Below are 19,448 nucleotides of genomic sequence, written 5' to 3' on the forward strand. Positions count from 1 at the left end.
TTAAAATACATGAATCAAGATACGAAAGGATGTTAGCAAACCTATGGATTTAAGCCAGCCTAGCCAGGAAAATGTAGAATACATGATCGAAGGCATCAAAAACAAGCTGAAGATGGCCAGCGCCGCTGCCATGCAGGCATCCGCTTTTTCGGTAGATCATTATGAAGATATTCTGGATGTATATGAAGTAGCCATGGGCAGCGACAGATTAAGCATCTCCCAGGTGGAGGCGCTTGTCTCTGAGCTTGGACGCCTGCGCCAAAAATAAGCAATCCACAAGTAGAAACAGCTTCGCCGTCCTCTGCAAGAGGCGGCATTCGTTTCTGCGGGAAATAGAAAAGCCCCCTAACTACGCTCCATTCTCATGGAATAGGGTTAGGGGGCTTTTTAACGGCTATACACCATCAATTTGCAGCCTGATCTTTAAGGTAAGTCAATCAGCACCAGCTCTGCTTCACCTTCACTCGTCGTTCCCTTAAGTGTCAAGTCACAATTCTTGCGGATACGTGCGGCATCCCCTGCCTGAAGCTGAAAGGCTCCATCGTCGCAGGACACCTCAACATTTCCGGAGATCACAAAGATATGGGTCCGCCGGTTCTCCTCTAGAGGATAATGCAGCTCCTTGTTTGTTTCCAGCACCGAGAGATACACCGCAGCATCTTCGTTGATGCTCAATGCTCCGTCCTCCCCGGTTCCCGTAGCCACTAGCAGCAGGGTATTCATTCTAAATGCCTTCGGGAAAAATTTCGCGTCCCAACGTGGAGTCAGCCCCGGAGACTGCGGAAGCAGCCAGATCTGCAGAAACCGTACCTTGTCCGTGTCGGATGGATTGGTTTCCGAATGATTGATGCCAGTTCCCGCACTCATCATCTGCACCGTGCCTGCCTGCAGCTCTGCCTGATTTCCCAGATCATCCTCATGCCTCAATATACCGGAAACTACATAAGTAATAATCTCCAGGTCATGATGGGGATGCTCATGCATGCCTTGTTTTGGCTCCAGCTCATTGTCATTGTGTGCCAGTAGCGCACCGAAATGGGCATTGCTGGGATCATCGTAATCTGCGAATGAGAAGCTGAATTCACTATGAATCCATTCTCTGTTAGAGGTATGCCGCTGCGCTGACGTTACTATCTTAATCATAGTCTTTGCACCTCCGAAGATGTGGGTTCTGCTTTTTTGTGAAGTATAAAAGGGTGCTCCCAGATATGAAATATATATATTGGTTCGGTTGACGCTATAATTATGTATTTCTTACCCGCTTCCATTCGCTGTCAATCATAGGGGAAAACATCCTCCCCTCCGGCGGCTTCGGGAATCTTTTCCTTGATATATAAGATATATAAGATGAACTTAAGAATGGAGTAGTGGAGTTGTCAGCTAGCCTGATGCATAAGGCTTGTTGGCAACTCCGTATGTAACATTCTTAAGTTCACGTTCTATATGTTACTGTTTCAGCCCATACGCCAACGTTTATATACGGAGTAAGATAACTTCAGGTTACCCTGGAGCCCATATCATATATTGAGGAGTGATTAGTGATGAATAAAGCAGAAACGGAACATCCAGTGCAAAGCGGAAGCACTTTTCTAAAGGGGATTTTTATTGGCGGTCTGTTGGGTGCGGCGGCGGCCCTGCTGTTTGCTCCTAAGCCAGGCAGTGAGCTGCGCAGTGATCTATCCGATAAATTGTCCACGGCTACCGACAAAACCAAAGAGGTTGCAGGTACGGTAACGGATAAAACCAAGGCGATTGCCTCAACAGTTGGCGAAAAAGCCACTGATCTGGCCAGCACAGTGTCTGCCAAAGCCTCCGATATCTATACTACTGTCAGCGACAGCACGCAGCATATTGCCGCTACCCTGTCGGAAACCGGAAAGAAAATCGGCGCTACTGTAAGCGAAGCTTCTGCTGACGTGGCTGCCGATGTAAAAACGGCATCTGACGATATCGCCGAGGAAACCAAAGCTTCCTCCAAAGAGGTTGCCGATCAAGCCAAGGATGCCAAAGAGGATGTTAAAACAACGTATAAATCCTCTTACTAAACTGCGGTGAACTTCAGCTATTCTCTGACCTCTCAACAGCCAGCTGACCGCAGCTGGCTGTTGTTGTGCAGGGCAGAAAGCTGGCTATGCATAATCAATCAAGCCCTGCCGGGCTACAGAAAGCAGGAATCCATATGGTAGAACCGGGCGGCAACAAAACCAAACAATATGAAGTGGAAGAGCACCCTTTTGAGTTGCGGCATGAAGTGAAACGCCTGAATGCAAGGCTCGACAAAATTGCAGATTCATTGGAAAAATCGGAATTCAAGGACATCCTTGAGAATTACACGGATCCGAAGAAACGGATTATTACGAACCTGATGGCAGGCGTATCCCGTGGACTTGGACTCTCGTTGGGTACGTTTGTTGTACTGGGTATCCTCGGTTATGTCCTAAGCTTATTCCTCAAGGTTCCGGTTATTGGAGAATATCTGGGCGAAATCAAACAATATATTGATGCCAACAGCTAACACAGCTGTTGAAGTGCTGCATAACTTCGTCCAATCCCCCGCAGACTGCCCGCCCCTTGCGCTTCGCTTGATCCGGGCAGCCTGCGGGGGATATTTGTCCATTTGCTTCTTAACCGCAAACAAGTGGAAACGGCTACGCCATCCTTTTATAGGACGGGGCGTTTCAGCGAAAAATAGAAGGATAAATTATAGTGTGGAACATATAAACTCTTATATTTCAAAAAAGGGCATGTTCTTCTTGATAACAAGAAAAACACGCCCTATATTTATAATTAATAGAGTTAATAATTAATAAGAGGAATTGGCCATAATCTGCTTCAGCTTCTCAGTCGCCCGTTTCTGAATCCGCGAAACGCTCATCTGTGAAACGCCAAGCTTCTGCGCAATGGCACGCTGAGACTGTCCATCCTGGAATGCCAACAGCAGTACCTGCTGCTCTTGCTCCTTCAGCTGTCCAAGCGCCTGCTGGAGGTCCATGCGCTTCTCCAGACTCTCATAGTCATTGGCATCGGAAGAGATTAATTCACCAAGCGTGGCGCCGCTCTCTTCCTGGGACAGCGGAGAGTCCAGCGAGACGTAATGGTAGCACTCTCTGCCGGCCAGCACCTCTACGGTTTCTTCCACAGACAGATCGAGATAATGGGCAATTTCGTCCACTGCAGGCGAACGCTCCAGCTTGATTGTCAGTTCATCAATGGCCTGCTGGACAAGCGCACCCTTCTCTTTGATCCGTCTGGGAACCTGAATGTACCAGGATTTATCGCGCAGATAATTCTTCATATGCCCGATCATGCTTTTCATCGCATAAGGCTCAAAAGGAATCCCCATGCTGATATCGTATTGCTGGAGCAGACGAATCAGCGCCATCTGCCCTACCTGGTATAAGTCTTCATATAAATCAGGACGGTTGCGGGCAATTTTGCCGGAAGCCATCTTCACCATCGGCTCATACTTACGGATCAGCACCGTGGCAATATCGTTATCTTTGGTTTGCTGGTATTCCCAGATCAGGCTTACTGCCTCGTTCATGGACTCGGGGGGAGTCACTTTTTCATTCATACTTTCTCCTCGCTGTAATTCAGTCGCTTGGTCAAGGTAACAACTGTGCCTCTCCCCGCTTCATTCACAACGCTGACATCATCCATGAGTGCTTGCATCAAATAGAATCCGAGTCCGCCAACCTGAACATCATTCAGCTCCTTGTTATGAAGCGTCAAACGTTCACCGGATGAATCCAAACCGTCAAAGCTCTCCCCCTCATCTTTGACTGTAATGGACAAGGCACTGGACCCCACTTCAAAGATTACATCAACCAAACCGTCCTGCTGCCCATAAGCATAGAGCACGGAGTTATTACAGGCTTCCGAAACAGCCACCTTCATGTCTTCGATATCCTCATAGGTAAATCCCATCTTAGAGGCAATACCATATAAATTAAGCCGGACTATATCCACATATTCTGCGCTGGCAGGCAACTGAAGAACTACTCTTTGTACGTCATCGCTCATTCTTGGTTCGGTCCTTTCCTAGTGGGAATTCTCTTGGGGGGCAAAAAACTTCGAAATACCAGTCATATCGAATAATTTCTGTATTTGAGGCGGTACCTCTTCTACCGTGAACTTAACATCCATTCCATGTCTTGCCTTGAGGATAGACAGCAGGATTCCAATACCGGTACTGTCGATATATCTCAATTCCTTGAGGTTAATCGCAAGGTCAAGCCCTGTATCCCCCACAAGCGGCTCCATCACCAGACGGAAATCCGGAGCAACCGATAAATCCAGTTCTCCGGTTAGGAAAACTGTGCACAGACTGCCTTCTGTTTCAGTTCTTGCGTGGAACTTTTCACTTTTGTGTGTATTCATAGACAATCTCTCCTGATAAATGTTTTCTTTACCAATAACCCTAAATGCCTACCTTTGAATCAGAAATACAGTTATTAATACCTAGTAAAATCTGGGTCACGCATTAAATAAAGATGTCCCTTGATCCAAAAGCGATCCTTTACTCAGCGAATATCGAGACAGAATCTGCTTGATGCTGCTCATCTTAAGCGGTTTGCTGATATAGTCGTTCATTCCTGAAGCGATACAGCGGTTCTGAATGCCATCCATCACATTCGCCGTCATTGCAATAATTATCGTTTCCTCTGCCGAAGGACCACCGCCCTGGCGGATAAGCGTGGTAGCCTCGAGGCCGTCCATTACAGGCATCTGCAGATCCATGAAGATAAAATCATAAGGCTGCTTAAGCGACATCGCTACCGCCTGCCCGCCATCCTCGGCGACGTCCGCCTGATACCCCAGCTTAACCAGCATACTGACCATCAGCCGCTGGTTAATGGGGTGGTCATCCACTACAAGCACCCTTCCGCGGTCTACTCTGCCCGGGATGGGTTCCAGCAGATGATCCTCGTCACCGAAGCCTGCCAGCCCCTCTTCAGGCAAGGAGGCCTGAATCGTAAATACAAAGGTTGCCCCCCGCTCTTCCATCGATTCGACCCGGATGTCGCCGCCCATCATACCTACCAGGGACTTGCAGATGGCCAGCCCCAAGCCGGTGCCGCCATATTTGCGTGTCATAGAGGAATCCAGCTGCGAGAACGGCTGGAACAGCCGCTCACACTTCTCGGGCGCGATGCCAATCCCGGTGTCTTTGATCGTAAATTCCACTACCAGTCTATTATCAGAGGTTTGAATGCTGGAAGCAACTAAATAAACACCGCCGCGATTGGTAAATTTAACTGCATTCGCTACCAGATTAATCAGAACCTGCCGCAGCCTTGCCATGTCTCCATAGATTAATCTGGGCAATTTCTGATCGATGAAATAGGCCAGCTCCAGGTTTTTTTTGCCCGCCTCAGCGGAGAAGAGGCTGAATACCTCTTTAATACAGTCCTGAAGCTCGAACAGCTGCTCTTCCATTTCCATTTTGCCCGATTCCATCTTGGTGAAGTCCAGAATATCGTTAATGACGGCAATCAGCGTGTCCGCGCTTTTACGGATAATTTCTGTGTATTCCTTCTGCTCAGGCGCTAGCTCCGTCTCCATAAGCAGATCAATCATGCCTACAACACCATTCATGGGCGTGCGGATTTCATGGCTCATCATGGCCAGAAATTCTGTTTTGGCTTTGGCGGCAATCTCCGCTTCTTCCTTGGCCTGAGTCAGCTCGCCGTTGATCTTTTCAAGCTCCATCGTTTTTTGCTGCAGAAGCATGGATTGCATCTGGTGCTTTTTGTTCGTAATATGCATTTCCACGAAACCTTCGATTTTGGATCTCAGAATCTGGGGAATAAACGGTTTGACCATATAATCGATTGCACCTGCTGAATAGCCTGCAAACAGATGCTCCGATTCCTTGCTGTTGGCGGAGATAAAGATAATCGGGATATCCTTCGTTTTGTCGCGGGCCTTTATTAACTTGGCGGTCTCGATCCCATCCATACCCGGCATCTGTACGTCCAGCACAATTACTGCAAACTCGTATCTTAACAAACACCGCAGTGCCTCTTCACCGGAGTTGGCTTTAATAAGCTTATAATGCTGACTTTCGAGCACAGCTTCCAGCGCCAGCAAGTTTTCGGGACGATCATCTACCAGCAGTATATGAATTGGTTCTTGAAACCCCATGGGACCCCTCCTTACCCGTTATTTTATTTTGCGGTATATTTTCTCTACTCTGTCCAGGGGTTCATAGCAGTCGCTGTACCTGGTGAAATGAATGGATTCTTTGGAGCCGAGCACCAGCACCCCAAAGCGGCTGAGGCTCTCATGGAATAACCCATGTACATGGTCCCGAAGCTCATCATTGAAATAGATCATCACATTCCGGCAGAGTATCACATTAAATTCATTGAATGAAGTATCTGTTGCTAAGTTATGCTCGGCAAAAATTATATTCTTGCGCAGATAAGGCTGCAGCATAACCGAGTTATATTTGGCTGTATAATATTCCGAGAAAGCACGGGTCCCGCCCGCTTCCAGATAGTTCTTGGTATATTGCTTCATCTTGCCGATGTCATATACGCCTTCCTTAGCCTGCTGCAGTGAACGTCCGTTCATATCGGTCGCATAAATACGCGCCTTATCATAGAGACCTTCCTCATGCAGCAGAATGGCCATGGAATACACCTCTTCGCCTGTAGAGCAGCCGGCATGCCAGATGCGGATATAAGGATAGGTCCGCAGCAGCGGCACCACCCTCTGACGAAAGGTCAGGAACAGTCCGGGATCACGAAACATTTCGGTAACCGGAATAGACAGGCTGTAGATAAACCGTTCGAAGCAGGTACGATCATGCAGCACCTTCTCCTGCAATGCGGAAATCGTAGGCACATTCTCTGCATGGACGTGATGCCAGATCCGCCGCTTCAAGGAAGGAAGCGCATAATTCCTGAAATCATACCCGTACAAACGGTGCACTCCGTCAAGCAGCAGCTCGATCTCAATCTGCTCCAGCTCACTTTTGGTTTCCGCAGCCGAAACGCCGGCTTGTTCATCGTATCCATGTTCCATTTCCGTCATTATATCCCGGCTCCCTTGCCACCTGCCATACTTCCAGTCTGGGTGTATTAGTTCTGTAAAGCTATTACCCCAAAAATGCGATTACGAATACAACCATACCCGCATTAGTGAAAGAAGTTGATCTGTACTAATTGGTTTCTTCATATAGTCCGAGGCTCCGGCCTCAATACATTTGGCCCGGTCTTCCTTCATTGCCTTGGCGGTAAGCGCAATAATCGGCAGTTTGCTGTACTGCGGCATTTGTCGAATTCTGCGCATCGCCTCGTACCCATCCATTTCCGGCATCATCATATCCATGAGCACCAGATCGAAATCGTCCTGCTCTACCAGTATATCCAAGGCTTCGCGCCCATTCTCTGCGAACTTAACCTGCATATGGTAGCCCTCCAGCACGCTGGAGAGGGCAAAGACATTGCGGATGTCATCATCAACCAGCAGGATTTTTTTGCCGTCAAACAATTCTTCTTTATTATGGAGCTTTTGCAGGATTTTACGCTTATCCTCTGGAAGGTTGGCTTCGACTCTGTGCAGAAACAGTGTGGTTTCATCCAGCAGCCGTTCCGGTGAACGCACATCCTTGATAATAATCGATTCGGCATATTTACGCAGCTGGGTCTCTTCCTTGCTGTCCAGATCCTTGCCGGTATAAATAATAATAGGCAGATCATTCAGTTCTTCATCATCGCGGATCTGGTCCAGCAGCTGGAAGCCGTTCATATCCTCGAGCATCAGGTCCAGCACCATGCAGTCATATCTCTGCTTGCGCAGCTCGGCCAGTGCTTCACGGCCGGTAGACACGGCGGTAATGGCTACATCGTCATGACCGATAAGCTCCATGATCGACCGTCGCTGAATCTCGTCATCTTCAACAATCAGGAGATGCTTCAGCGTACTCGCTGTATAATTCTCAATCTGGGAGAAGGCCCGTTCCAGCGATTCCTTCGATGAAGGCTTGCGCAAGTAAGCCATTGCTCCCATCATCAGACCTTGCTTAACCTCATCATTGACAGAGATCACATGAACCGGGATATGACGGGTCTGCGATCCGCTCTTCAGCTCTCTGAGAATGGCCCAGCCATCGAGCACAGGCAGCTGGATATCGAGGATAATCGCATCCGGCAGATGGGATTTGGCCAGCGCAAGACCGGTATCTCCCTGGAGTGCCACCAGCCCCTTAAAGCCTCTTCCCCGAGCCATGCCCAGCAGGATTTTGGCGAATTTCTCATCATCTTCAATAATCAGCAGAACCTTGTCGCTCGTTCCCAGCTCCTCGCGGTCATCCTCTATCTGCACCAGCGATGTCGGGGCAGACAGTACATTGGAATCCCTGGACGGGTGAAATTCATCTACATATCCGGCAAGGTCGACGGTTTCTTTGACAGGAGCAGCTTCTTCTGCTCCCGAACCCATATTGTAATTTCCCTGGACAGGCAGATAAAAAGTGAAGCTGCTGCCTTGCCCTTCACGCGATTCGAGGACAATGGCCCCCCCCATCAGGCGGGCCAGCTCACGGCTGATCGACAGACCTAAGCCTGTGCCGCCATATTTGCGGCTGGTCGTTCCATCCACCTGCTGGAAGGCTTCAAACACAAGATCGATCTTGTCGGACGGTATACCGATGCCGCTATCCTTGACTGCCATTGCGATATATTCAGTTTCACGCGGAAGATAATAGGGCAGTTGATCCGCACTTGCCTTACTGACAGCAAACTCCACAAATCCTTCGCTTGTGAATTTAAAGGCATTGGACATCAGGTTGCGCAGCACCTGCTTCAACCGGTGGCTGTCGGCAACAATTACGTCTGGCAGCGGTTCTTCAAAGGACAGACGCAGCGACAGCCTCTTTTTGACAGCAAGCGGGGCAAAATTCTGCTTCAGGAAGCTTTTGAGCTCAGTCAGCTTCACTTCATCATGATTAAGCTCCATTTTACCCGCGTCCACCTTGGACAGGTCAAGAATCTCATCAATCATCTTCAGCAGATCTGCACCCGACATGTAGATGGTGTGAGCGAATTCCACTTGCTTGTCGCTCAGATTCCCTTCCTTATTCTCTGTCAGCAGCTGGGACAGAATGAGCAGACTGTTCAGCGGAGTGCGCAGCTCATGTGACATATTGGCCAGAAACTCGGATTTGTATTTGCTGGTAACCGCAAGCTGCATGGCTTGCTTCTCCAATTGTTCACGGGCATGCTCAATCTCATCCTTCTTCTCCTCCACCTCTTGCACCTGATCCTCCAGGGCTCGGGTCTTGGCAACCAGCTCGGTATTGTAGTGTTCCAGTTCCTCCTGCTGGCGCTGCAGCAGTTCTTCAGATCGCTTCAGCGCATCCGTCTGCTCCTCCAGATTCTCGTTGGAACGGCGCAGCTCTTCCTGCTGGGTCTGCAGCTCTTCGGATTGGCATTGCAGCTCTTCCGTAAGCGTCTGCGATTCACGCAGCAATTCCTCAACCACAAGCCTGCGGTTAATATTATTGAAGATTGCCGCCAAATTCCCTGTCAGCTGCTGCAGCAGATCCTTGTGCAGGGCCGTAAACGGGTTAAATGAAGCAAATTCCACCACACCCAGAACTTCATCCTCAAAAATAAGCGGGTAGATTACAACATTCGCTGGTCTGGAATCTCCAAAGCCCGAGGACACGGATACATAATCCTCTGGGGAATTCTCCAATGTAATCGGCTTCTGATCCATCGCACTTTGTCCCACCAGACCTTCGCCAATCTCAAAACCTTCCTTCGGCCGAATATCGTTATCCATTGCATAGAATCCGCTGCCGGTTAAGCGGTTGGGATTATTCTTATCCTTGAGATACACGGCACCGAACTGGGCACCAAGAATAGGGGTGAATTCACTGATAAAGGTCTGGGAAACCTGGTCCAGTGTATTCACTCCCCGCAGCAGTTCCGTTACCCGCGCCATATTGGCATTGAGCCAGGACTGGTCATTCTGCGCCTCGGCATATGCCTTCTCCATCTGCTGCTTCTGTTCAATATCCTGGGCCATGTCCTGGAAGACACGGGCCACATCGCCAATCTCATCCTTGGAAGTCACTTTAATCCTGCGGATGGCCTTAACTTTGCCGTTGCCGAAGCTTGAGATCATCATCGATACTACATTCAGCCCGCGTGTAATGCTTGGGATCACCCATAGAATCACTCCAAGCCCAAGCAGCAGCCCCACAATCATGATCAGTGTAACCATCTGGATCGACCTTTGATAAGCTTCTGTGGAGCTGTTATTCTCTTCTGTCATCATGAAGGCGTTGTAGTCAGAAAGCGCATTAAGACTGTCCAGAACCTCATTCTGGATATCCTGTCCTTCTGTATTGCGATAGGTATTGGCGTTCTGGAAGTAACCTGCAGACAGCAGCTCCAGCACCTTGTTCTGATATTCGATATAAGCAGTATAGGCCTTGTCAATCCGTCCTACAATCTGCAAGCCTTCAGCGGTATTCATTGATTTCTGTATGAGGAGGAATTGTTCCTCCGCTTTAGCCGCTTTTCTCTCCACCTCACTCTTCTGTGAATTTACAGAGAGCGTATCTGCATTCAGCATGGAGGTAGTCAGGATGCGGGCCATGTCGTTGACTTCTCCCCGCATGGCAGAAGAGGCGCGGCCTTTCATATACCGTTCCTGGAATCCGTCCAGCTGGTTATTCATATAATTCAAACGATCGTATCCAATCATGGTCAGTGCAAGCATAATGGCCAGCATGGCACTGAAACCGATCAAGAGCTTAGCCTTTATTTTCATTCCTTATCTGTTCCCTTCGTCAATGAAATCCACACCAGGCAGCGGTCATCCTCGCGTTCTTTGCTTGCGGAGTCATAGAAGAACGCCTCACGCATAGTTTCTTCCTGCCAGGAATGCCCGACATCCAGATGAGAAACCATGAAATCCAGCTGCTGCTCCTGACCGCCTTCGGCCAATTCCAGCAGCCCATCCGTATACAGCACCAGATGCCCTTCATCTTCATAGGTCAGACTCTGGGCTTGAATATCAATCGTGTCAAACAGACCTACCGGATGTCCATTGCTCTCCAGCAATACCGGATTCTTGGCAGATCCTTCAAAGAACAACCCCGGCGGATGGCCGGCATTAACGAAATCGATACGCTTCTGCCGGGTATCGATAACCAGATAGATGGCTGTAAAGTAATACTGGACAAGCTGCTTCTCTATATATAGCTGGTTAAAGCGGCGGTTCAGCTCTTGTATCACCCGCTCAGGTTCAACGTACGTAGTTACAGTGTCCTTCATGACTGAAGCGATAAACATGCAGAATAAAGACGAGGAGATCCCATGTCCCATCATATCCAGCAGGATCACTCCATACCGGCCGTCTCCCAGCGGGTACCAGGCATACAGATCCCCAGCCAGCTCCGAAGAGGGCTGATAAATCGCATGAACCTCAAATTGCGGTTCCTTCAGCGGCAGGCTCAGAACGGCAGTCTGCACCAGCGCAGCCAGCTTCAGTTCATCCTGAATCCGCTGATCCCGCTCCTTGTGCCAGTCCTTCTCCTGCTTCAGACGCAGCGCCAGCCGTATTCTTGCCATCAGCTCGACCTTGTTGATCGGCTTGGTCACATAATCGACTGCGCCGGCATCCAGCGCCTCAGCCAGCTTCTTGGAATCGCCCACGGCTGTAACCATAATAATGGGAATGTCCTTAAGATGCTCATACTGCTGGACCACCCGGCAGGCCTCAATCCCATCCATCTCCGGCATCATCATATCCAGCAGAATCAGATCAATATCGGACATCCGCGGGCGCCCCTGCTCCGTTTCCGTACCAATCCCCAGCAACCCCAGCATCTCTTTTGCAGAAGAAGCCGTTATGAAATTCCGGTAGTCTTCCTTCTTCAAGATCTCACGGATAATGATTACATTGGTAGGATTGTCATCGACGATCAGAATTCTCATCCTCTTCACCTCACACGATTAGTTTTTGCAGTGATATCTCCCGTAAAATCCCGTAAAGCACATATATTTATCATACGATATTTAGTCAGTCTTTTACCATTTGAATGATTAGCCCATTCGGGTATGCTTTCGTTTCTTCAACAAAGTAACCTCCAGCCCCACTGCGCTAGTGGTTCTGGAGGTTACGCTATTGTACTTATAGGACTGTCCATTGACGGTTGCCTTGAACCAACGCTTACGCCGAAGGTTTCTTGGCAATGACAATAACCTTGCCCAAGTCTAGTTCTTTTTCGTAGAAATCAGCTTCGGCTTCAGTGAAACCCAGCGAAGTAATCATGGAGCGCAGTTCGTCTCCGCGGGAGCGGAACATGTTGGCAATAGCGCCAAACAGGCCTTCTTCCTTAAGCCCCACCTCATTGGTGTCCGCTGCATCCACGATGCGTCCTTCACGGTCTTCATCATGGCTAATTACGTAAATGTCTTCTCTGGTGTAGCCGCTGTTACGCAGGCGGTTCACTTCTTCAATAGCCTGAACACCATTCTCTAATACCTTGGCATATGATTGTGCACCAATTGAATCCATGGGATCACTCTCCTAATCGAAGGTTGTAGGTCATATTATTCATACAATGTCAAAGAGAACATGTTCTTTCATTAACCAAATACAGAGGCAGCGAAACGCTTCAGGAAGAATTACCGTCAAACAGATCTATTCCGCTCCATTCTCCTGTACCCGGATTGCGGTAAATCTTCAGCGCCGTGCTGCCTCTCATATACACATCGCCATCTTCGGCTACGAAATACGGTTCGCCAAGCATCTCGCGCAGATTCCCCTTCAACGGGTCAAGCTTCGTGCCATTCAGGTACAGTCCATAACTTGACGCCTGCGCCGGAGAGACATGCACATACAGCACAATCCCCTCGCAAATTCCGGCAGACATCTCGGAATACTGGTATTCGATGCAGTTCTGCCAAGGGTCCGGAGCCATCCGCAGTGGCGCTCCTTGGGCTGCCAGCAGTTCTTCCTCGGTATCATAGAGCGATACCCTGGCCAGCGAATCAAAAGAAGTGATTAAAGAATTTGGGCCAGACTGCTGTATTGAGGCAGCAACTGCCGCCGGTTCTGCAAATATAGCAAGAGGTACCTGTTCTTCCGGTGCAGAGACAGCAAAGTAGGGGGAAAGGAGACTGAGTAACAGGAGAATGGTGTTCATACTTGTGCTCCCACCTTTCTTTTGTGCACCCTGCCACCACAAGCCTTACATGTATATCAGCAATGGCCGAGGCAGATTATTTGCGGAACTTCTGCCAGATGGTCGCAGCAGCATCTACACCTTTGAGTATGGATGCCACTTTCCCTGGCGGCTTCGTATAAACAGCGTCATAGGAATTCACTGTACGCTCTTCAGAAGGGGTCATCGGCACTTCTTTAATAGATACCGCCTTGCTCTTCTCTTTCAATTCGCGTGATTTACGGTATTTCTCGATGACTGTCACGGACACTTGCTTGACGGTCAGGGTCAGCTCGTTCATCACATCGCCGAGGTTCTTGACCGAATCCATAATAGGATCAATCTTCTGAATCTTACCCTGTACATCCAAAGTAATATCGTTGGCATGCCTTACTGTGGTTTTGACTTCACAAGTAAGCTCATCGACGGTCTTCTGCACCTCTTGCAGCGTCTGGCTGACCTTATCCAGGGACTCCTTTGCCGACTTCAAGGTTCTGATTAAGAAGAAGACAAGTACCGCGAATGCGACAGCTACGAGGGCTACGCTAAGTGAAATAATTAAATCCATATCCAAAAACCCCTTCCAAGTATCAATAAGTAGCGGCTAATCAGCCCTGTATAATGCATAGTTACCCTTGCGCCAATAAGGCGAAACAACCAGTCAAGCCATGGTAAAATCCCCCTTTATGGCTTTGTTTCAAATCACTAAGCCCCGTTTAATCATGACTACATTATCTCATAAAAGAAAGGGTGGTTATGATGGTGAAATGGTCAATCATTCTACTTGCCGTTGCTTTAATTGCGGGGGTTTTCGGTTTCTTTAATCTGATTGCAGCAGCCGTAGCGGGGATCTTCAAAATTGTATTCTTTATCTTCCTGGTGTTGTTTATCATTTCTCTCTTTACAGGACGCCGCGGTCGTTCCAAGTAGCGCAATCTTCACTTTTATATTTATGTGTAAATTCTGGCAAAAGGGACGTCTTCTAACACCTGCTTTACACAGCCCAAATAAAAAATGAAAGTTGTTTGGTTCATAGTACCCACTTTATGTTTACTACCTTATTAGCAAACGGCGTACAACGAAAAAACGCTAAAGCCAAAACCCATTCTCAGGAGGTAACATTTTATGAAAAAACTCGTCAGCTTTACAGTAGCCGCTGGGCTTTTAGCTTCTATCGCAGCCAGTGCTTCCGCAGCAGAAGTCGCACCCATTACAGGAACGCCTGTTGTAGGCACACCTACATCAGTAACAGACACAACTTACACTAAATACGAAACTGCAATCACACCAGCTGACCTTCGTCCTGCTACGCCGATGGTCATCCTGACCAAAAGCACTGCATTCCACTTTGCAGCAGGCAGCACAACTACACCTGCAGGCTGGCTGAGTTCTCAGACTGTTGATACTACCGGTCAGATTCAAAGAGATAGCTTCGGCAATGAATGGAGAGAAATTTACACTTGGCTTGGCAAAGCATGGATTAAAGTGCCTACCTCTGCATACATTATCACTCCATAAGAATACGAATAAGCTTAAACCACTCCAAATTTAAGGGCAGATTTCCTTAGAATATTACGCCCTATTCATGGGCGTACATAAAAAAGAGCCGGATCGGACAATACTTATTGTCTGATTCGGCTCTTTTTCCATAATCATAATCATCATAAATCAGGAAAGGCTGTCCCCGGCAGAAGAATCTGCTGAAGGGACAGCCCCACGATAACACCCGCTCTAGTTCACCCGTCACAAACTGATGATGCGCCCGCTTCCTGTATTGCTTTATAATTAGCGGATGACCGAACCCCCGTAAAGGAAACGATTCATCCAAGAAGCGCTTAATTTATCTACTCTTACCCCACCCGAAGTCTTGGAGTAAGTATGCAGAACTTGTCCATCTCCCAAATACATCGATACATGTGAAATTCTTGCCGTATCCTTGTTAATTACGGCATAGTCTGATGCCGAGGTGCCCTTGTAGTCCATAAAGAACATCAGATCGCCACGCTTCAAGCCGGAAAGATCATATACCGCCTTGCTGTTCTGCTTCACCCAATCTCCCTGTTGCCGGGAGTCGGCCGGCAGTTTCAGGTTCGCAGCCTCCATAAAGATCTGCCGGATGAAATCGGAGCAGTCAAAGGTATCTGTAGTGCTGCGATTGGAGCCAAATTCATAGGGTGTGCCCAGATAACGCATGCCGGTACTGATTACGGTCTCAATAACCGCACTTCCTTCAGGAGCTTCCGGCGGTGCTGCTGTTGGCACAGGTGCCGGGGTTGGGGTCGGAGTCGGCACCGGAGTTGGTGCCGGAATTAACGGTGCTCCCGCTCCGGAACCTACCTTAATGTACTGCTCACTTGCACTGGTATAACCAGTTACGCCATCTGCTGTCCTTACCTTGTACCAATACCGGTTGGTTGCTTCAACTATCGCTACCTGGTCACCCTGCTGCAGAAACTTCAGCACCTGGCTGTCAGTAGACGGCTGATCACGCAAGCGAACACTGGATTGAATCATTCCATTCTGCGCTGACGGCGTGATGCCCGAAGTTGCCACCGGAGCCGGAGCTGTATTCAGCGAGATGTAGCGGCTGTCCAGACTGGTGTATCCAACATCACCGCCGGAAGTGCGCACTTTATAAAAATAATTATTCGTCTTCTCAAGAATAGTCACTATTTCTGCTTTTTTCAAGTAGCTTATCACTTTTCCACTTGTGGAAGGTGTATCACGCAGACGAACACTGGCTTCAATGGTAGCTGTTTGTACGGCAGCGGCCGTTACTGAAGGATTGGAAGAAGCGTTTGCTGCAGCGGCCCGGTCAATAGGGTAACTCCCCAAACCTGTGACAATGGCGGCTGTGACCAATAGACTTGCTGTAAGCTTTTTCTGCGATTTAATCATAGGTTCCCCCGAATGACATTTTAAGAATTCAACAAAGGTGCGCGCAACTTTTGTTGCTTTCTGCCCTCATTATAGGCTTACCCGGGATATGGAACATGCTCCAAATTTCACAAAAAACTTTCCAACTTCTGGGTCAACCCAGGTCTATAGTCTTTAATCCTCCTTGAATATGGTTTTAATTTCCTTTATTATGCATTTTTACCGTCTTTCACTTTGGGTTCGACGTGTACCTGCACGTGCATGATATTATGGAGCCGGGTCATCCGCTCTTCAATGGTATTGCTGATTTCATGTCCGGCACTGACCGTAATGCCCGCATCCACTTCAACGACCACATCCACCAGCACATGATTTCCGTGTACACGGGCCTTCACATCCTTGATTCCTTCCACGCCTGGAGTGCGGGCAATGGTGCTGCGCAGATCCATCAGCTTGTTCTCATCGAATCCGTCGGTCAACCGGTATGTGGAATCACGGAAAATATCCCATGCTGTCTTGGAAATCAGCAGGCCTACGAGAACGGCAGCTGCGGAATCTATCCAAGGCAGACCGAACTGGGCACCCACTATGCCTACAGCTGCTCCAATACTCACTAAAGCATCCGAGAGATTATCCTTGGCTGCTGCCATCAGTGCTCCATTGTTGATTTGCTTCGCCAGCCTTTTGTTATATGTATATACCCCCAGCATGGCTATCGCGCAGATCACGGCTATGCCCGCAGACCATAGCTGCGGCGTGGCCTTGGCCCCTTCGAAAAAGGAGCGGACAGCCTCGACAATCACCTGTATCCCTACCATCGCCATAATAAAAGAGGCCAGTAGCGCAGCCACCGTCTCGGCACGGAAATGCCCGTAGGCGTGATCTGAATCCGGCGGCTTCCGTGAAATCCGCAGACCAATCAGCACCGCAACCGAAGCGACGATGTCGGTCAGATTGTTGAAGCCGTCTGCCAGCAGCGCGCTGGAAGCAAACAAATAGCCGCTGGACAGCTTTAGTAGGGACAAAACCAGATAAGCCGCGATGCTGACCCAGGCTCCACGTTCTCCTTTGCGTATATCCTCATAGATATCTGTCATGACCCGCAGCCTCCTGTATGTTGCTTAGAGTTGTACCCTTGCTTCCGGCACAGAATTCTTTCAATTATTCTTGCCCTTGTGGCCTGATTACAAAACCATTAGAATAGAGTGAGGTAATTGTTTCGAAGGAGGTCAAGCACAAGTGAGCGAAAGCAACGAAAAAAGCAAAATTAATCTGGCCGATGCCATCCGTCAAAAGCTGGAACAAAAAAAACAGCAGAATTTCAAACCGGAATCCACGTTTCAGGCAGGTTCTGCCAAACCATTGAAATCACAAAACAACAAAAAGCCCAACAACCAGCGCCGCCGTACCGGCGGATCGTAATTAGATTCATTTCACGCTTGACCCTAAACGGCTGCGTTCTCCCTACCCGGGAAGACGCAGCCGTTTTTCTATGTCCTCATATGGGCTAAGTTATCCGGTGAAACTTCTACTTCAAGTAGAAACGGCTTCGCCGTCTTTTGTAAGAGGTGGATGCTTCCGAAGCAGCGAAGCTACGTATCGCTTTCTTATATTTTCAAAAAAGCAGCTGCCCTCCCCCGGAGGAGTGGACAGCCGCTTCTTAAGTATGTCTTGCAGCGAAGAATTACACCTCGACAGGGTACATGCGCTGGCGCATTTCCTTAATCTCCGGGTTCTCCAAATATTCGTCATAGCTCATCGAACGGTCAATTACACCGGCAGGCGTAATTTCAACAATCCGGTTGGCAATGGTCTGAATGAACTGATGGTCATGCGAAGTAAACAGAATGGTGCCGTCGAAATCAATCAGCCCGTTGTTCAGTGCTGTGATCGATTCCAGATCCAAGTGATTGGTAGGCTCTTCGAATACCAGCACATTCGCGCCGTTCAGCATCATCTTGGCCAGCATGCAGCGGACCTTCTCGCCCCCGGAAAGCACGCTCGCCTTCTTCAGCGCCTCTTCACCGGCAAACAGCATCCGGCCCAGGAAGCCGCGCAGGAACGTCTCATCCTGATCCTTGGAATATTGGCGCAGCCATTCCACAAGGTTCATCTCAATTCCGTCGAAATAGGCGGAGTTATCCTTGGGGAAATAAGCCTGGGTGGTTGTAACCCCCCATGCATACTCACCGGCATCCGCTTCCATCTCGCCCATAATCACATCGAACAGCAAGGATTTCGGCTGGGAATACGGTCCGACAAATGCAATCTTGTCGCCTTTGTTCACTACCAGGTTGAACTCATCCAGAACCTTCTCGCCGTCCACCTCTTTGGTCAGACCGGTGATGGTAAGCAGCTGCTTGCCTGCTTCACGCTCAGGCTTGAAGTTAAGGAACGGATATTTGCGGTTGGACGGACGAATATCATCCAGCGTAATCTTCTCCAGCTGCTTCTTGCGGGAGGTCGCCTGCTTGGACTTGGAGGCATTGGCGGAGAAGCGTTGGATAAACGCCTGCAGCTCCTTCATCTTATCTTCCTTCTTCTTGTTCGAATCCCGCTGCAGGGCTTGAGCCAGCTGGCTGGATTCGTACCAGAAGTCGTAGTTGCCGACATACATCTGAATCTTGCCGAAGTCGATATCGGCGATATGCGTACATACCTTGTTCAGGAAGTGACGGTCATGGGATACAACAATAACGGTGCCTTCGTAGTCCATGAGGAAGTTCTCAAGCCAGCCAATCGACTCCAGATCCAGATGGTTGGTAGGCTCATCGAGCAGCAGGTTGTTCGGGCGGCCGAACAGAGCCTGGGCCAGCAGCACGCGCACCTTCTCGTTGCCGCTGAGTTCTGCCATCTTCTTCTCGTGCAGGTCACGCATAATGCCAAGGCCGATCAGCATGGCAGCCGCATCCGGCTCGGCATCCCAGCCGTTCAGCTCGGCGAATTCGCCTTCCAGCTCACCGGCACGCAGTCCGTCCGCTTCGGTGAAATCACTCTTAGCGTACAACGCGTCCTTCTCCTTCATAATCTCATAGAGGCGTGTATGCCCCATAATAACGGTCTCCAGCACCTGGGACTCATCGTATTCGAAATGATTCTGCTTGAGAACTGCAAGCCGTTCTCCGGGAGTAATGTGGACATCCCCCATGTTGGCTTCAATCTCTCCGGAGAGAATCTTCAGAAAAGTTGATTTACCGGCCCCATTGGCACCAATGAGGCCATAGCAGTTGCCTGGGGTAAATTTTATGTTTACATCTTCAAAGAGAGCGCGTTTTCCGTAGCGGAGTGTTACGCCGCTTGTACTAATCATTAAGCATTACCATCCTTTTCACTTAGGGTTCCGGCTCATTATAGCATAAAATCAAGCTAAATAGCCTAT

General features: G+C 49.0%; 20 protein-coding genes. 6 read left to right on the forward strand and 14 right to left on the reverse strand.

The features are described 5' to 3' along the window. Positions 1-43: 43 nt before the first annotated feature. Complete coding sequence (locus B9T62_RS27280; protein WP_087918152.1) at positions 44-268, forward strand: DUF1128 domain-containing protein; 225 nt, start codon at positions 44-46, stop codon at positions 266-268. A 155-nt stretch (positions 269-423) separates the two neighbouring features. Here B9T62_RS27280 and B9T62_RS27285 read toward each other — a convergent pair whose 3' ends face one another. Further along, complete coding sequence (locus B9T62_RS27285) at positions 424-1,143, reverse strand: pirin family protein (RefSeq protein WP_087918153.1); 720 nt, start codon at positions 1,141-1,143, stop codon at positions 424-426. A gap of 398 nt (positions 1,144-1,541) precedes the next feature. On the opposite strand from B9T62_RS27285, the gene B9T62_RS27290 reads away from it, so the two are divergent. Both B9T62_RS27290 and B9T62_RS27295 read left to right on the forward strand, forming a co-directional pair. Continuing rightward, positions 1,542-2,045: a YtxH domain-containing protein gene (locus tag B9T62_RS27290; protein WP_087918154.1), complete on the forward strand. Its 504-nt coding sequence runs from the start codon at positions 1,542-1,544 to the stop codon at positions 2,043-2,045. Between the two features lie 134 nt (positions 2,046-2,179). Beyond that, a complete protein-coding gene (locus B9T62_RS27295) occupies positions 2,180-2,515 on the forward strand; it encodes a DUF5665 domain-containing protein (RefSeq protein WP_087920444.1) in 336 nt (111 codons plus the stop codon). A gap of 288 nt (positions 2,516-2,803) precedes the next feature. On the opposite strand, the gene B9T62_RS27300 is transcribed toward B9T62_RS27295, so the two are convergent. The 10 genes from B9T62_RS27300 to B9T62_RS27345 form a co-directional block, all read right to left on the reverse strand. Continuing rightward, positions 2,804-3,574 carry a sigma-70 family RNA polymerase sigma factor gene (locus tag B9T62_RS27300; RefSeq protein WP_087918155.1) on the reverse strand — a complete coding sequence of 257 codons (771 nt, stop codon included), beginning with the start codon at positions 3,572-3,574 and terminating at the stop codon, positions 2,804-2,806. Beyond that, positions 3,571-4,023: an anti-sigma B factor RsbW gene (rsbW, locus tag B9T62_RS27305; RefSeq protein WP_087918156.1), complete on the reverse strand. Its 453-nt coding sequence runs from the start codon at positions 4,021-4,023 to the stop codon at positions 3,571-3,573. The genes B9T62_RS27300 and rsbW overlap by 4 nt, the downstream gene beginning before the upstream one ends. Before the next feature lie 18 nt (positions 4,024-4,041). Further along, positions 4,042-4,380, reverse strand: coding sequence for an STAS domain-containing protein (locus B9T62_RS27310; RefSeq protein ID WP_087918157.1), 339 nt, complete (start codon positions 4,378-4,380; stop codon positions 4,042-4,044). Positions 4,381-4,476: 96 nt separating this feature from the next. Then, complete coding sequence (locus tag B9T62_RS27315) at positions 4,477-6,147, reverse strand: response regulator (RefSeq protein ID WP_087918158.1); 1,671 nt, start codon at positions 6,145-6,147, stop codon at positions 4,477-4,479. Between the two features lie 18 nt (positions 6,148-6,165). Beyond that, a complete protein-coding gene (locus tag B9T62_RS27320; RefSeq protein WP_087920445.1) occupies positions 6,166-7,032 on the reverse strand; it encodes a CheR family methyltransferase in 867 nt (288 codons plus the stop codon). A 90-nt stretch (positions 7,033-7,122) separates the two neighbouring features. Continuing rightward, on the reverse strand, positions 7,123-10,791 hold the full coding sequence (locus B9T62_RS27325; RefSeq protein WP_087918159.1) for a response regulator: 3,669 nt from the start codon (positions 10,789-10,791) through the stop codon (positions 7,123-7,125). Next, positions 10,788-11,960, reverse strand: coding sequence for a SpoIIE family protein phosphatase (locus B9T62_RS27330; protein ID WP_087918160.1), 1,173 nt, complete (start codon positions 11,958-11,960; stop codon positions 10,788-10,790). The genes B9T62_RS27325 and B9T62_RS27330 overlap by 4 nt, the downstream gene beginning before the upstream one ends. A gap of 235 nt (positions 11,961-12,195) precedes the next feature. Further along, the gene (locus B9T62_RS27335; protein WP_087918161.1) at positions 12,196-12,543 is read right to left on the reverse strand and encodes a YflT domain-containing protein; all 348 of its coding nucleotides are present in this window, start codon (positions 12,541-12,543) and stop codon (positions 12,196-12,198) included. Between the two features lie 100 nt (positions 12,544-12,643). After that, positions 12,644-13,174 (reverse strand): hypothetical protein, encoded by a 531-nt coding sequence (locus B9T62_RS27340; RefSeq protein WP_087918162.1) that lies wholly within the window; start codon positions 13,172-13,174, stop codon positions 12,644-12,646. 76 nt (positions 13,175-13,250) lie between these two features. Further along, the gene (locus B9T62_RS27345; RefSeq protein ID WP_087918163.1) at positions 13,251-13,760 is read right to left on the reverse strand and encodes a DUF948 domain-containing protein; all 510 of its coding nucleotides are present in this window, start codon (positions 13,758-13,760) and stop codon (positions 13,251-13,253) included. Positions 13,761-13,951: 191 nt separating this feature from the next. On the opposite strand from B9T62_RS27345, the gene B9T62_RS27350 reads away from it, so the two are divergent. Further along, complete coding sequence (locus B9T62_RS27350) at positions 13,952-14,122, forward strand: DUF1328 domain-containing protein (protein WP_087920446.1); 171 nt, start codon at positions 13,952-13,954, stop codon at positions 14,120-14,122. A 195-nt stretch (positions 14,123-14,317) separates the two neighbouring features. After that, complete coding sequence (locus tag B9T62_RS27355; RefSeq protein WP_087918164.1) at positions 14,318-14,710, forward strand: hypothetical protein; 393 nt, start codon at positions 14,318-14,320, stop codon at positions 14,708-14,710. A 267-nt stretch (positions 14,711-14,977) separates the two neighbouring features. Here B9T62_RS27355 and B9T62_RS27360 read toward each other — a convergent pair whose 3' ends face one another. Together B9T62_RS27360 and B9T62_RS27365 are read right to left on the reverse strand one after the other, a co-directional pair. After that, complete coding sequence (locus B9T62_RS27360; RefSeq protein ID WP_087918165.1) at positions 14,978-16,090, reverse strand: C40 family peptidase; 1,113 nt, start codon at positions 16,088-16,090, stop codon at positions 14,978-14,980. 188 nt (positions 16,091-16,278) lie between these two features. After that, positions 16,279-17,166, reverse strand: a complete 888-nt coding sequence (locus tag B9T62_RS27365; protein ID WP_087918166.1) for a cation diffusion facilitator family transporter — start codon at positions 17,164-17,166, stop codon at positions 16,279-16,281. 142 nt (positions 17,167-17,308) lie between these two features. Between B9T62_RS27365 and B9T62_RS27370 the strand changes: the two genes are divergently transcribed. Beyond that, a complete protein-coding gene (locus B9T62_RS27370) occupies positions 17,309-17,491 on the forward strand; it encodes a hypothetical protein (RefSeq protein WP_087918167.1) in 183 nt (60 codons plus the stop codon). 262 nt (positions 17,492-17,753) lie between these two features. On the opposite strand, the gene B9T62_RS27375 is transcribed toward B9T62_RS27370, so the two are convergent. Then, positions 17,754-19,379: an ABC-F family ATP-binding cassette domain-containing protein gene (locus B9T62_RS27375; protein WP_087918168.1), complete on the reverse strand. Its 1,626-nt coding sequence runs from the start codon at positions 19,377-19,379 to the stop codon at positions 17,754-17,756. Positions 19,380-19,448 lie beyond the last annotated feature (69 nt).

The organism is Paenibacillus donghaensis (assembly GCF_002192415.1).
GTDB classification, from domain to species: domain Bacteria; phylum Bacillota; class Bacilli; order Paenibacillales; family Paenibacillaceae; genus Paenibacillus_AQ; species Paenibacillus_AQ donghaensis.

Excerpts from the sequence above, each read along its gene's own strand:
- B9T62_RS27350 (WP_087920446.1), top strand. The coding sequence starts at position 13,952 with ATGGTGAAATGGTCAATCATTCTACTTGCCGTTGCTTTAATTGCGGGG.
- B9T62_RS27360 (WP_087918165.1), bottom strand. The coding sequence starts at position 16,090 with ATGATTAAATCGCAGAAAAAGCTTACAGCAAGTCTATTGGTCACAGCC.
- B9T62_RS27335 (WP_087918161.1), bottom strand. The coding sequence starts at position 12,543 with ATGGATTCAATTGGTGCACAATCATATGCCAAGGTATTAGAGAATGGT.
- rsbW (WP_087918156.1), bottom strand. The coding sequence starts at position 4,023 with ATGAGCGATGACGTACAAAGAGTAGTTCTTCAGTTGCCTGCCAGCGCA.
- B9T62_RS27365 (WP_087918166.1), bottom strand. The coding sequence starts at position 17,166 with ATGACAGATATCTATGAGGATATACGCAAAGGAGAACGTGGAGCCTGG.
- B9T62_RS27295 (WP_087920444.1), top strand. The coding sequence starts at position 2,180 with ATGGTAGAACCGGGCGGCAACAAAACCAAACAATATGAAGTGGAAGAG.
- B9T62_RS27310 (WP_087918157.1), bottom strand. The coding sequence starts at position 4,380 with ATGAATACACACAAAAGTGAAAAGTTCCACGCAAGAACTGAAACAGAA.
- B9T62_RS27315 (WP_087918158.1), bottom strand. The coding sequence starts at position 6,147 with ATGGGGTTTCAAGAACCAATTCATATACTGCTGGTAGATGATCGTCCC.
- B9T62_RS27300 (WP_087918155.1), bottom strand. The coding sequence starts at position 3,574 with ATGAATGAAAAAGTGACTCCCCCCGAGTCCATGAACGAGGCAGTAAGC.
- B9T62_RS27330 (WP_087918160.1), bottom strand. The coding sequence starts at position 11,960 with ATGAGAATTCTGATCGTCGATGACAATCCTACCAATGTAATCATTATC.
- B9T62_RS27325 (WP_087918159.1), bottom strand. The coding sequence starts at position 10,791 with ATGAAAATAAAGGCTAAGCTCTTGATCGGTTTCAGTGCCATGCTGGCC.
- B9T62_RS27340 (WP_087918162.1), bottom strand. The coding sequence starts at position 13,174 with ATGAACACCATTCTCCTGTTACTCAGTCTCCTTTCCCCCTACTTTGCT.
- B9T62_RS27375 (WP_087918168.1), bottom strand. The coding sequence starts at position 19,379 with ATGATTAGTACAAGCGGCGTAACACTCCGCTACGGAAAACGCGCTCTC.
- B9T62_RS27280 (WP_087918152.1), top strand. The coding sequence starts at position 44 with ATGGATTTAAGCCAGCCTAGCCAGGAAAATGTAGAATACATGATCGAA.
- B9T62_RS27320 (WP_087920445.1), bottom strand. The coding sequence starts at position 7,032 with ATGGAACATGGATACGATGAACAAGCCGGCGTTTCGGCTGCGGAAACC.
- B9T62_RS27285 (WP_087918153.1), bottom strand. The coding sequence starts at position 1,143 with ATGATTAAGATAGTAACGTCAGCGCAGCGGCATACCTCTAACAGAGAA.
- B9T62_RS27355 (WP_087918164.1), top strand. The coding sequence starts at position 14,318 with ATGAAAAAACTCGTCAGCTTTACAGTAGCCGCTGGGCTTTTAGCTTCT.
- B9T62_RS27290 (WP_087918154.1), top strand. The coding sequence starts at position 1,542 with ATGAATAAAGCAGAAACGGAACATCCAGTGCAAAGCGGAAGCACTTTT.
- B9T62_RS27345 (WP_087918163.1), bottom strand. The coding sequence starts at position 13,760 with ATGGATTTAATTATTTCACTTAGCGTAGCCCTCGTAGCTGTCGCATTC.